Source organism: Hyphococcus formosus, assembly GCF_046736345.1.
GTDB lineage: Bacteria > Pseudomonadota > Alphaproteobacteria > Caulobacterales > Parvularculaceae > Hyphococcus > Hyphococcus formosus.
Map to the genome: position 1 here is coordinate 1289167 of NZ_CP157210.1, position 12490 is coordinate 1301656.

Here is a 12490-nt window from a genome sequence, read left to right on the forward strand (position 1 = left end):
GCCCATTGGTTTATGCAGTCCAATGAGCGCGCTTGTATTAATCGAATTATGATAGAACCGATTAGCCCTCGGTCTGTAGCTGACGCAACGCCTCGCTCATGAAATCCTGCATCTGGCGGCGGATCTGGTGATCAGATTGCTCGACATTGGCGGCGTCAAAATCAGCGCGAATTTTGCGGAAAACGTCTTCGTCGCCCACTTCTTCGAAATCCGCTTTGATGACCTCTTTTGCGTATGCATCGGCGTCTGCGCCAGTTTTGCCCAATAGGCCAGCAGCCCATAATCCGAGCAATTTGTTCCGCCGCGCCTCGGCCTTGAACTTCAACTCGGCGTCATGGGCGAATTTTTTCTCGAACTTGTCTTCGCGGTCATCGAAAATAGACATCTTTAAGGTCTCCGGAACAGGGCTGGTTTTGGGACTAAACCGTGCAATTTCATGGTACTTAGTATTGGTTTTGCCTGTGCGCAACGCAATGCATTCAAATGATTTTTCCCAGGGCTTTTCTAATTGGCGCACAGAGCGTAAACCGCCATCTTCTATCTATGGGCTAGCCGTGCTAGCGACAGGATGGAAACACAGCACTTGAGTCGCTGACATCTGATTTTATCGGCTTGATACAAGCTGAAAAGTTGCCGTTAAGGCATTGAAAGGATTACCAAAAGATGGCCCGCCGCAAACAGATCTATGAAGGTAAGGCAAAAATCCTGTTTGAAGGTCCAGAACCGGGTACGATTATTCAGTACTTTAAGGACGATGCGACCGCGTTCAATAATCAGAAAAAAGCGGTCCTGGAGGGCAAAGGCGTCCTGAATAACCGGATCTCAGAATATGTGATGTCGGGCCTTGAGCGAATCGGCGTGCCGACCCACTTCATCCGTCGCCTCAATATGCGCGAACAGCTGGTCCGCCATGTAGAAATTGTGCCGCTCGAAGTGGTTGTGCGGAACTACGCTGCCGGCAGTATTGCCAAGCGCCTTGGTATCGAAACCGGCGCGGCCCTGCCCCGGTCGATTATCGAATTCTATTACAAGAACGACGATCTCGGTGATCCGCTAATCTCCGAAGAGCACATTACCGCGTTCAACTGGGCCAACCCGCAAGAGATTGATGACATGATGGCGCTTGCCCTGCGGGTGAATGATTTCCTTTCGGGCATGTTCACCGCTGTGGGCATCAAACTTGTGGACTTCAAAATCGAATTTGGCCGCCAGTATGAAGGCGACATGATGCGCCTGATCGTGGCCGATGAGATCAGCCCTGACAGTTGCCGTCTTTGGGATATGGAAACCGGCCATATCATGGATAAAGACCGCTTCCGTCAGGATCTTGGTGACGTCACCGACGCCTATCGCGAAGTCGCGCGCCGTTTGGGTCTGTTGCGTGAGAACGAAAGTTCTGGCCAGACCGGTCCGGTATTGGTCAGCGATAACGAAAAATAGTGGCCGGCATTCGGCCATTTTGAGAGCAATTGATGTGTCGTCTTTAGCGTGGTTGCGTCTGATTTTCGTATTTCTGGCTTTTCTGGCTCAGGAACTAATCGCCGCTTCAGCCTTCGCGCAAAACACAAGCGGTGTGAGCAACCCCAATATCACCGAAGGGCGGCGGGATTTTGGCTATCGCCTGTCTGTCGAACCGACCGGCGGCAGCGATGACTTCACCCATCGCTTTGATTACGGGCATTCCGTCAGCGACCGCACCCGAATGAAATTCGTGGTCACGCAAAACAACAAAAATGGCGATGTTAAAATCCGCCATTTTCAAACTGAAGCGCAATATCAGTTCCGGAAAGTACAAGAAGGCTGGAACAGCGCGGTTCAGGTACAAGGCCGGATCCCCACAGCAAATAACGTCAGTGGTCGGGCGCGCTTCGCATGGCTCAACAGTATTGATCTAAGTCCGCGCGTTGAACTCCGGGCCAATGTCTATGCGGCCAAAGAGGTCGGCGATCTGGCAAAAAAGGGAATTAGGCTTGAAACCCGATCAGAGCTGACGGTCTCAGATGTCCGTCAAATGCGGGTTGGGGTGCAGATGTTCAATCGATACAATACGACGGCCGCCTTTGGTGATTTCAACGATCAGTCCCATCAGGTGGGTCCGATTGTGCGCGGCCGTATCGCAAATGATATCAGCTATGGCGTGGGGGCATTATTTGGTATCTCGCGCGCCGCCAGTGATGCAGAATTCCGTATCTTTCTAGGCTATTCGCTTTAGGTGATTGCACTTATGGGCGCATGGGCGTAATCACTGCCGCGAAGCTAAGCGGAACGAGCCTAATGAAAGCCAAAATTACGATTACCTTGAAAAATGGTGTCCTTGATCCACAGGGCGTTGCCATTGAAAACGCCCTCGCCGGATTAGGCTTTGAAGGCGCAACTGGCGTTCGTCAGGGCAAGGTCATCGAAATGAAACTGGCCGAAACCGACGAGGTCGAAGCCCGCGCAAAAGCGGAAGAAATGTGCAAAAAGCTGTTGGCCAATCCGGTCATGGAAAATTACGCAATCGAGATTTTGGCCTAGCCTTATGAAAACCGCAGTTATTGTTTTCCCTGCTTCAAATTGTGATCGCGATATTGCGGTTGCCCTCGAACAAGCGACCGGCAAAAAGCCGGAAATGGTCTGGCATGGTGACAGCACTGTTCCGGATACAGATCTGATCGCCCTGCCCGGCGGTTTTTCCTATGGCGACTATCTTCGCGCTGGCGCTATGGCGGCGAAATCGCCGATCATGCGCGACGTGATTGAAAAAGCGAAAAATGGTGCGCCGGTCATCGGTGTCTGCAATGGCTTTCAGGTGCTTTGCGAGACGGGCCTTCTGCCCGGCGCATTGATGCGCAATGCAGGCCTTGATTTCGTTTGCCGCTCGGTGAATCTGCGTGTTGAGAATAACAGCTCGATCTTCACCAAAGGCCTCGACAAAGACCGCTATCTGAATTTTCCGGTCGCCCATCATGACGGCAATTATTTCGCCGATGATGAAACGCTGGACCGGCTCGAAGCGGAAGACCGGATCGCATTCCGGTATGTCGATAATCCGAATGGCTCTGCGCGCGATATTGCCGGGGTCATCAATGATGCCGGAAATGTCTTGGGCATGATGCCCCATCCGGAGCGGGTGATTTCGCCACTCCTTGGCGGCACTGACGGCACCGAGTTTTTCAAAAGCGTTATCAACGCGGTTGCCTAGACAACCGCGCCATCATCGCCGCTAGCCAAACAGGGGTGGTCGCCGCCCCGCCCATGGCATTGCCTCTTCAAGCTCGTAGGCGAGCGCAAGCAGCATTGCCTCCTGCCCGAGATTTGCAGAAAACATACTGCCAATCGGCAGATCATTATCTGACATGCTCAAGGGCAACGAAATCGAAGGTGCACCGGTTATATTGTAGAGCGCGGTGTACTGAACATATCTTGTCAAGCGGTCCAGCGTCGTTTCAAAATCAAGCCCACCATCAAGGTAACCAATCTCCGGCGGCGGCGCAGATACGACAGGAGATAACACCACGTCGTAATTTTGGTGGAATTCGTTCATCATCCCTTCAACGGTTTGCAAACGGGCAATCGCGCCGTCAAACCGGTCCATATGGGCTTCGAAATGCTTTGTCAGTCCGAGCGTGAACGGTTCGAATGCCATACCGTTTCTGGGTAGATGAGTTTTCTTCTCCCAAAAGGTGACCGCGCTATGGGCAAAGGCTGCCCAATAGAGGCTGAAATCCTCGTCGAGCCCCTGCTCGATCGGCAGTTCGACTTCTTCAACCTGATGACCAAGCGCCTCGCATTGCGCAGCCACATTACGGGTCGCAGCATCGACCTCAGCCACCGGCCGCAAGCCGCCAAGCCCCAGGGTTGTAAAACCGATCCGCAAACGGCGCTCAGACGGGCCGGATATCAAAGGCAATGGTTCGAGACCGTTGTCCTGCACCGCCAGCGCTGCCGCAATAGCGGCCGTATCCCGCACCGTTCTCGTTTGTGCGCCGTGTACGGACAAGCGAATGGGCCCGACAACATCATCGGGACGCGCGGTCGGATTACGTCCCCGTGAAACCTTGAGCCCGACATTGCCGCAACAGGACGCAGGGATTCGAATGGACCCGCCCCCATCGCTGGCATGAGCAATCGGCACAACCCCGCTGGCCACAAGGGCCGCTGCGCCGCCTGATGACCCGCCTGTCGAATGATTTGTGTTCCACGGATTTCGGGTTTTTCCGCTGCTAAGTGGTTCCGTGGTGGCTGAAAGACCAAACTCAGGGGTCGTTGATTTTCCGAGACTAACAACGCCGAGGCCAAGAAACTCGTTAATGAGCGGGACTTGTTCCTTTCCGCGATAACCGGGAAAGGCACGGCTGCCGAAGGCGGTACCGACACCGGTAACATCGTCGAGATCTTTAATGAACGTTGGCACCCCGGCCCACGGCCCCGATGCGCTCACCGCTTCTTTGCGTGCACGGCGGAATGTCTTTTGAACGATCGCATTGATCTCAGGGTTTATGCGCTGCGTCCGTTCAATCGCAGCCTCAACCGCTTCTTCGGCGCTTAACTCACCCGACTTGATCCGCGATGCCGTTTCCACGCCGTCAAGCGCAGCTAGATCGTTCGATGCTTTTTGATCAGGCCGCGAGCATGCGCTCCCCATCATCAGGAGCGCCGCCCCGATACTGCCATTTCCCATCAAATTCCGTCGCGTCAGTGACATGCAAAGCTTCCTTTTATTCCTGTTGCGATTCCGGCATCATGAAATGCTGTAAGCGTGCGCCAGTAAAATCAAGACAAGAGCGCAGAGGGAATGAACAATTCGAACTATTAAGGGGAGTAACTATGAGGAAGACCGCCTTCGCAATCGCAGCATTTCTTTTTGTTGTTTCATGCGGTGAGAAGACACCAAAAGCGCCCGAGGGAGATTCCGACTATCAAGAGGTGCTGATGGCACAATTACTTGATGCCAAGCCGGGCGATGTTATCGAAATTCCAGAAGGACGGTTTTCATTCGATCGATCCCTCAGCCTTACGGTGGATGGCGTAACGATCCGCGGCAAAGGGATGGACAAATCGGTTCTGTCTTTTGCGGGACAAATGGCTGGTGCTGAAGGGTTATTGGTCACCGCCAGTGATTTTACGATTGAAGACCTCGCGATTGAAGATACCAAGGGCGATGCCCTCAAGGTGTCCGAGGGAGAGAATATCATCATCCGCCGTGTACGTACGGAATGGACCAACGGACCCAAAACGAAAAATGGGGCCTATGGCATCTATCCGGTCCAGGTGCAAAATCTCTTGATGGAAGAAAATATCGCCATCGGCGCTTCAGATGCGGGCTTATATGTCGGGCAGTCACATAATGTCGTCATCCGCAATAATCGCGCCGAATATAATGTCGCCGGTATCGAGATCGAAAATACTTTTGACGCCGACGTTTATGGCAATGTCGCTACCAATAACACTGGCGGAATTTTGGTTTTTAATATGCCGAATTTGAAACAACCGGGTGAACGCACCCGCGTTTTCGAAAACGATGTATTTGAAAACAACACAAAGAATTTCGGCCATAAAGGCACCCCTGTCGCCTCAATTCCTGCGGGGTCTGGTATTGTCGTCAATTCAAATGACGATGTCGAAATTTTTGACAACACCATCCGCGATCACCGAACCGCCAATGTCATCGTCGCCAGCGTATTTTCCTCCGATATTGGGAATAGCGACATGCAGGATGATTTTGATCCCTACCCCGATGGTATTTTTGTTTATGACAATCGCTTTGAGGGCGGCGGAAACAACCCGGACGGCCTGGACCTTCAGGCACTAAAGCTTGCCGTAGTCGGTCCGCAAGGGCGGCTGCCGGATGTGCTTTGGGACGGCTATACCGTTGATGGTGCCACCGGAAGTGATGCGTTGTGCGTGCAGAATGGCGACGCGAAGGTGTTAAATGTTGATGGTCCGAACGGAAACAAGAACCCGCATATTGTCGAGGACGGCACCCACAATTGCACCTTTGAAAAACTTTCGCCGGTGACGCTGAAGGGACCACTCGTTGATCTATGAGTATTTCGATTTACGTCAGGCGTATCTTCCTTGGGTTACTTCTAATAAGCGCTGTTGCATGCGCCGCTGAGGAGGATACGCAACCTACCTTTCACGAAGAAGAAAACCCCAACGCGTTAAGCGATTGGGGTATGTTCTCCGTTCGTGAGAAAACAATGACACTCGCTGATAATGTCATTCCCTATGATATCGCCACGCCGCTTTTTTCAGATTATGCATTGAAATTGCGCACGATATGGCTCCCGGACGGAACGCAGTCCGTTTACAATCCTGATGAAGCGTTTGACATGCCTGTTGGCACCGTCATTACAAAGACTTTCTATTATCCAACGGCCGACACAAAGGACGAGGTTACCTACAACCGCGCCCGAACTGTTTCGAGCCGCATGATGGATCTACATGGTCTTCGCTTGATCGAAACGCGCATTCTGACCCGTCGGGAATCTGGTTGGGATGCCGTCGCCTATTTATGGAATGATGAACAGACCGACGCATATTTAAAACGCACGGGCGCGATCATTCCGTTGACACTCAATCGCCCTGACGAACGAAGCGAAGACTTTGCGTATCTGGTGCCGAATGTAAATCAATGCGCTGGATGTCATGCCACCAACGCGACCACAAAAGCCATTAAACCGATTGGGATCAAAGCGCGTCACCTCAACAAACAATCGAGCTTCGCCGCGGGCTTCAATCAACTCGATCACTGGATTGCCAAAGGGTTGCTTACCGCTGAATTGACGGATGAAGCGCCGCGAAATGCAGATTGGCTTAATTTTGACGAGCCGCTCGATCGGCGCGCGCGGGCCTATCTCGATGCCAATTGCAGTCATTGCCATAACCCCAACGGACCGGCAGATACCTCCGGTTTAGATTTGGAACCGGATGCCACGGGCGCATCCCTCGGGATCTGCAAAACGCCGATTGCCGCCGGTACCGGTACAGGGGGACGCATTCACGGAATCGTCCCCGGTGACCCGGACCGGTCGATCCTCGTATATCGCATGGAGACGAATGATCCCGGCGCAATGATGCCGGAGTTAGGACGCGGCGTCACCCATGAAGAAGGGGTTGGTCTAATTCGCGAATGGATTGCGCAAATGGATGGTGCCTGCGGCACTTGACCTATTCCGTTTGCCGCATAATTCGCGAAATGTTAGAATTCGCCGAAATGGGGAGTTGTATTTGATGAACGATTTAAATCCCGGCCATATCCTTCAGACCGCAACGGCATTTTTTCCCGCAAAGGTGCTTCTGTCCGCGACAGAACTTGGGCTTTTTACCAAGCTATCTGAAAAGCCCATGAACGGCGTTGAACTTTGCAATTCGTTAGGGCTGCACCCACGCGCGAACCCCGACTTTTTTGATACGCTGGTCGCACTGAAATTCCTTTTGCGAGACGGCAATGGAAGCGATGCCACCTATCAAAACACACCGGAAACGGCTGCGTTTTTGAATAAAAGCAGCCCCGCCTATATTGGTGGCTTCCTCGAAATGGCGAATGCACGGCTCTATCATTCCTGGGGTGATCTGACCGAGGCGTTGCGCACGGGTAAAGCGCAAAATGAATTAAAGAACTCGGACAAACCTTTGTTCGATGCAATTTATGACGACCCCGCAAGGCTCGAACAATTCATTGATGCCATGACAGGCATCCAAATCGGTAATATTATGGCGCTTGCGGAGAAATTTGATTTCTCCGGTTACAAAACCCTTTGCGATGTTGGGGGCTCTGGCGCAACGCTCGCACGCGCCATTGCGCTAGGCCATCCCAATATAAAATGTATATCCGCAGACCTTCCTGCCGTGACGGCTATTGCAAAGAAACGCATTGCGGACTCGGGTCTAAGCGACCGTATCGATGCGATTGACCTTGATTTCTTCAAGGATAGCTTCCCAAAAGTCGATATCATCACCATGGGGAATATTCTCCATGACTGGAATCTCGACGTCAAAAAAATGCTCATCACCAAAGCGTATGAAGCCCTGCCCTCTGGCGGTGCCTTCATTGCCATTGAAAACATCATTGACGATGAGCGCCGCGAAAACGCCTTTGGCTTATTGATGTCGTTGAATATGCTCGTCGAAACCGGCGACGGTTTCGATTATACCGGTGCCGATTTCGATGGTTGGTGCAAGGAAGTGGGCTTCTCTCGCACCGAAATACTGCCGCTCGCCGGACCGACAAGCGCAGCAATCGCGTATAAATAACTAGATCGAATATTTCTCGCGAACACGGCCTAGTGCCATCAGCGGGAAATAGTGACGATACAGATTATAATTGATCATGAACGCACGGGACAATTCAGGCCCTTGTTTTAGCCGTTCCTTGAGTAACGGATCATTGAGCTTGATCGTTTGCCCAACGCCGTACCCCGGGAAACCCGTGCCGGTATATTCGGGCTCGTTCCATGTGCCGTCGCGCTGACGCTCGATCAGGAACTCGATACCGTCCGCAACCGCGCGCTCGTCCTCTGGCCGTCCGACGGCCGCAAGCCCCATAAGTGCCCACGCGGTCTGTGACGCAGTGGATGTCCCCTTGCCCATTTGCTTGACGTCCATATAGGACGCGCAACTCTCGCCCCAGCCGCCATCTTCATTTTGATGCAAGATCAACCAATCGGACGCTTTGCGGATATAGGCTTGGGACATGTCCTCGCCGATCGCCTCAAGCGCTGGCAGGACAGCGCCGGTTCCATAGATGTAATTGACACCCCACCGGCCAAACCATGCGCCATCGGCTTCCTGCTCGGATTTAATATAGTCGAGCGCACGCACCATTGACGGATGGTCTTTACCGATCCCCAATTTGCCAAATGCCTCGATAATATGCGCCGTGACATCAACCGATGGCGGATCAAGCGCTTCGCCAAAATCACAGAACGGAATTTTGGTGAGGATTTGCTTTTCGTTATCCTTGTCGAACGCGCCCCAGCCGCCATTTTTGCATTGCATGCCGATGAGCCAATTCACGCCGCGATCAATCGCTTGCTCGATTCCGCGCTCACGCCATTTCGGGTCATTCCGGAAAGGCGCGAGAACAATCAACGCAACAGCGGTATCATCTGTATCGGGATAAAAGTAATTCTTATATTCAAACGCCCAACCGCCCGGCTCAAGCTTTGGGCATTTTACCTTCCAGTCGCCATCGCGCAAAACCTGCTGGCCCAAAAGCCAATTGATCGCCTTTTCAACCTCTTTGGCTTTGCGCTCGTTAAGGTCACAATCATCGAACGCCAGCAGCGTCAAAACCGTATCCCAAACAGGGCTGGTCGATGCCTGGATCCAGGTCGCATCGCCAACATCAACCCGCCAACGCGGATCGTCGAGCGCGCCCAAACCCTTAGCGACAACAGGGTGATCAAGCGCATAGCCTTCGTTATAAAGCGCCATCAAGGAATAGATCCATGGCGGTTGAATACCGCCCCAAACACCATCTGCATCTTGATGCTCGATAATCCATTCAAGGCAACGCTTGACCGAGCCATTACGCGCCAAGCCAACCTTGGCCGTCGTGCCAAAGCTTTGCAGCGCATGTAACACTTTATCCGCACCAAGAAAGAACTTATCGAGAAATCCTGCACCGGGCTTTTGTGGATAAGAATAATCGAACTTATCGCGACCTTCGGGAAACAGCTCATCTAATTGCCGGCCCTTTGGCAGCGGTCTTGACGGACGCCGCGCAGATAGAACCGCAATCGGCATAAGCGTCGCGCGCGCCCATTGCGCGAAATTATAGATCGAGAAAACAAACCAGTTTGGGAAATGAATAACTTCGACCGGAAGGTTCGGTGTTTTCTCCCACGGATATTCACCAATCAGCGCGAGCCAATAACGCGTAAACACGCGGATATTTTTAAGGCCACCCTTTGACAAAATCCATTCACGCGCTTTGACCATATGTGGATCGCTCGCGCGGTCACCTACACAGCGAAGCGCCGCATAGGCTTCAACAGTGGTATTGATATCACCCGCAGGCGCATCGTGATAAATTTCCCATGAGCCGTCTTCCCGTTGGGTCTCGCGCAAGCTTTGGGCTAGGCGTGGGCGCAAATGGTGATCATCCAGCCCCATAAACCACAGGGCCAGAATCCATTGCGCCTCCATACAAGCGTTTGATTCGAGACGACCCACCCAATAGCCCTCGGGCTTTTGGCGTTCGGCTAACCATGATGCTGCACTGTCGATTGTACTTTCAAGCTGGCGGTCAAAATTGGAACGGCTTTCCGCGCCGGCCACTTTGTCGTCATACATGGTCAAACCCTTTATGAGCTTCAAAACAACTGAGGGGTTTGTAGCCCTTAAGGACTTTGGCGACTAGGCCCTTAAATAGCCCCGCGACCACATGCCCAAGGCCATTGCGCCGATAAACGCCCACGGCATAACCCCGCCAATCGCGGCGGCACTTATCCCCGGCCCGGGGCAGAAGCCTGACATTCCCCAACCAACCCCAAACAGGACTGCCCCCAACACCAGTGGGCGGTCGATCACCGTTTTCGTGGGGATCTGAAACGCGTCGGCCAAAACTGGCTTTTGCCTTTTGAATACCAGACGGTAGCCAATGAAGGTTGTGAGCAAGGCACTCGCCATCACGACCAATAAGGTCGGGTCCCAGTTTCCGGTTATGTCGAGAAAGCCGATTATTTTCTCGGGATTGACCATGCCGGATACCGTTAAGCCCAGACCGAATAAAAGCCCGACAAGCAGTGACGCTAAAATGTTCTTATTATTACCCATAGAATTGCCCTATCACAAACACAGTGATCATCGCGCTCACCATAAAGGTCAGTGTCGCAACTATTGATCGTTTAGAAAAACGCGCAATGCCGCAAACCCCATGGCCGGAGGTGCAACCGCCGCCCAAGCGCGTACCAAACCCGACCAGAAATCCACCAATGACCACCATCCAAAGTGGCTGCGGAAAATTCACGGCCGGCCGCGCCTCAACAAGCCAAACCAAAAATGGCGCGATGAACAAACCGGCGATAAACGCCAATCGCTGATAACGGTCCGCGCGATCTCCGCCCGGTACCAGAACGCCCGCGATGATCCCGCTGATACCGGCAATGCGGCCATTCAGGAGCATAAAGAGCACCGCGGAAATGCCGATCAACACCCCGCCTATCATTGCCGATATTGGCGTAAAGCTTTCCAATTTACTGCTCCTTATTAGCGCCTTGACGTCTAACATATATCACTTATGTTAAATGACAAGTATTGTATGGAGTCACATGTCTAGAACACCAGATACCAGCGATCTACAACGCCATGCACAGGACGCTTCGGCGCTTTTGAAAACCCTGTGTCATGCCAACCGGCTGTTAATCGCTTGCACTTTGAAGGAAGGTGAGAAAAATGTATCCCAGATCGAAGCGGATATTGGAGTACCACAACCACACCTTTCGAGAGATCTTGGCCGTTTGCGCGATGCGGGCTTGATCAGTGCACGGCGGGAGTCAAAAAATGTGTATTACTCGATTACCGATCCGCGCTTGGTAAAGGTGATTGACGCATTATGTACGGCATTCGCGCCTGAACAATCATAACGCTTTCGGGGAGAATAGCATGAAACCACACGTAAAGACCTTTTTCGATGAGGAGACGTTTACTGCGAGCCACATTGTCTCCGACCCATCGACAAAGCGGTGCGCAGTCATTGACTCGGTTCTGAACTTCGACGCCGCCGCCGGGCGAACCTCGACGGAGTTCGCCGATAAGATGATCGACTATATCAAACAAAACAACCTGAAACTTGAGTGGATTTTTGAAACCCATGTGCATGCTGATCATTTAACGGCTGCGCCCTATTTCAAACAAAAGCTTGGCGGCAAGCTGGGTGTTTCCGCGCATATTGATACTATTCAATCGACCTTTGGCGAGGTATTCAATGCCGAGAACGGATTTGCGCGGGACGGCAGCCAATTCGACAAACTCTTTGACGATCAAGAAAAATTCTCCCTAGGGTCGATCGACGGATATTTTATGCACACTCCCGGTCATACGCCGGCTTGTGCGACGATTGTCATTGGCGATGCGGCCTTTGTGGGCGATACGTTATTCATGCCCGATTATGGTACGGCCCGTTGCGATTTTCCCGGCGGAGATGCGCGCACATTGTTTTGGTCCATTCAGAAAATATTTGCGCTGCCCCCGGAAACCCGACTTTTCTTGTGCCATGACTATAAATCCCCCACCCGCGACGAATTTGCGTGGGAAACGACAGTGGCCGAACAGCGCGAGAAAAACGTTCACGTTAAAGACGGTATCAACGAAGACGAATTCGTCGAGATGCGCGAAACCCGTGACAAAACCCTTTCCATGCCGCGCCTGATTTTGCCTTCGGTGCAGGTCAATATGCGCGCCGGCGAAATGCCGCCGCCTGACGACAATGGGATCAGCTATCTCAGAACCCCGATAAACGCGTTTTAATTCACGCTCGTCAGACATCACAAAATCGCTT

14 protein-coding genes are annotated in these 12490 nt (G+C 52.5%); 9 read left to right on the plus strand and 5 right to left on the minus strand.

Annotated features, from left to right (window positions below; translation table 11 throughout):
* Positions 1-61: 61 nt before the first annotated feature.
* Positions 62-385, minus strand: coding sequence for a DUF1476 domain-containing protein (locus ABFZ83_RS05990; protein WP_411818527.1), 324 nt, complete (start codon positions 383-385; stop codon positions 62-64).
* A 278-nt stretch (positions 386-663) separates the two neighbouring features.
* Here ABFZ83_RS05990 and purC point away from each other — a divergent pair, with 278 nt between their 5' ends.
* The 4 genes from purC (at position 664) to purQ (ending at position 3184) form a co-directional block, all read left to right on the plus strand.
* Entirely contained in the window at positions 664-1440 is a 777-nt protein-coding gene (gene purC, locus ABFZ83_RS05995; RefSeq protein ID WP_411818528.1) for a phosphoribosylaminoimidazolesuccinocarboxamide synthase, read from the plus strand.
* Positions 1441-1474: 34 nt separating this feature from the next.
* Positions 1475-2212: a hypothetical protein gene (locus ABFZ83_RS06000; RefSeq protein ID WP_411818529.1), complete on the plus strand. Its 738-nt coding sequence runs from the start codon at positions 1475-1477 to the stop codon at positions 2210-2212.
* Between the two features lie 62 nt (positions 2213-2274).
* Positions 2275-2517 carry a phosphoribosylformylglycinamidine synthase subunit PurS gene (gene purS, locus ABFZ83_RS06005; RefSeq protein ID WP_411818530.1) on the plus strand — a complete coding sequence of 81 codons (243 nt, stop codon included), beginning with the start codon at positions 2275-2277 and terminating at the stop codon, positions 2515-2517.
* A 4-nt stretch (positions 2518-2521) separates the two neighbouring features.
* Positions 2522-3184 (plus strand): phosphoribosylformylglycinamidine synthase subunit PurQ, encoded by a 663-nt coding sequence (gene purQ, locus ABFZ83_RS06010; protein ID WP_411818531.1) that lies wholly within the window; start codon positions 2522-2524, stop codon positions 3182-3184.
* Between the two features lie 21 nt (positions 3185-3205).
* On the opposite strand, the gene ABFZ83_RS06015 is transcribed toward purQ, so the two are convergent.
* The gene (locus ABFZ83_RS06015; protein ID WP_411818532.1) at positions 3206-4687 is read right to left on the minus strand and encodes an amidase; all 1482 of its coding nucleotides are present in this window, start codon (positions 4685-4687) and stop codon (positions 3206-3208) included.
* Positions 4688-4809: 122 nt separating this feature from the next.
* Here ABFZ83_RS06015 and ABFZ83_RS06020 point away from each other — a divergent pair, with 122 nt between their 5' ends.
* The 3 genes from ABFZ83_RS06020 to ABFZ83_RS06030 all read left to right on the plus strand — a co-directional run bounded on the left by ABFZ83_RS06020 (position 4810) and on the right by ABFZ83_RS06030 (position 8241).
* Positions 4810-6030 (plus strand): parallel beta-helix domain-containing protein, encoded by a 1221-nt coding sequence (locus ABFZ83_RS06020; protein WP_411818533.1) that lies wholly within the window; start codon positions 4810-4812, stop codon positions 6028-6030.
* The gene (locus tag ABFZ83_RS06025; RefSeq protein ID WP_411818534.1) at positions 6027-7154 is read left to right on the plus strand and encodes an SO2930 family diheme c-type cytochrome; all 1128 of its coding nucleotides are present in this window, start codon (positions 6027-6029) and stop codon (positions 7152-7154) included. The genes ABFZ83_RS06020 and ABFZ83_RS06025 overlap by 4 nt, the downstream gene beginning before the upstream one ends.
* Positions 7155-7218: 64 nt before the next feature.
* The gene (locus tag ABFZ83_RS06030; RefSeq protein WP_411818535.1) at positions 7219-8241 is read left to right on the plus strand and encodes a methyltransferase; all 1023 of its coding nucleotides are present in this window, start codon (positions 7219-7221) and stop codon (positions 8239-8241) included.
* On the opposite strand, the gene shc is transcribed toward ABFZ83_RS06030, so the two are convergent.
* The 3 genes from shc to ABFZ83_RS06045 all read right to left on the minus strand — a co-directional run bounded on the left by shc (position 8242) and on the right by ABFZ83_RS06045 (position 11221).
* Positions 8242-10284 (minus strand): squalene--hopene cyclase, encoded by a 2043-nt coding sequence (gene shc / locus ABFZ83_RS06035; protein WP_411818536.1) that lies wholly within the window; start codon positions 10282-10284, stop codon positions 8242-8244.
* A gap of 63 nt (positions 10285-10347) precedes the next feature.
* On the minus strand, positions 10348-10767 hold the full coding sequence (locus ABFZ83_RS06040; protein ID WP_411818537.1) for a DUF6691 family protein: 420 nt from the start codon (positions 10765-10767) through the stop codon (positions 10348-10350).
* Positions 10760-11221 (minus strand): YeeE/YedE family protein, encoded by a 462-nt coding sequence (locus ABFZ83_RS06045; protein ID WP_411818538.1) that lies wholly within the window; start codon positions 11219-11221, stop codon positions 10760-10762. The genes ABFZ83_RS06040 and ABFZ83_RS06045 overlap by 8 nt, the downstream gene beginning before the upstream one ends.
* 40 nt (positions 11222-11261) lie before the next feature.
* On the opposite strand from ABFZ83_RS06045, the gene ABFZ83_RS06050 reads away from it, so the two are divergent.
* On the plus strand, positions 11262-11576 hold the full coding sequence (locus ABFZ83_RS06050; RefSeq protein ID WP_411818539.1) for a metalloregulator ArsR/SmtB family transcription factor: 315 nt from the start codon (positions 11262-11264) through the stop codon (positions 11574-11576).
* Positions 11577-11595: 19 nt separating this feature from the next.
* Positions 11596-12459 (plus strand): MBL fold metallo-hydrolase, encoded by an 864-nt coding sequence (locus ABFZ83_RS06055; protein ID WP_411818540.1) that lies wholly within the window; start codon positions 11596-11598, stop codon positions 12457-12459.
* The last annotated feature ends 31 nt before the right edge of the window (positions 12460-12490 follow it).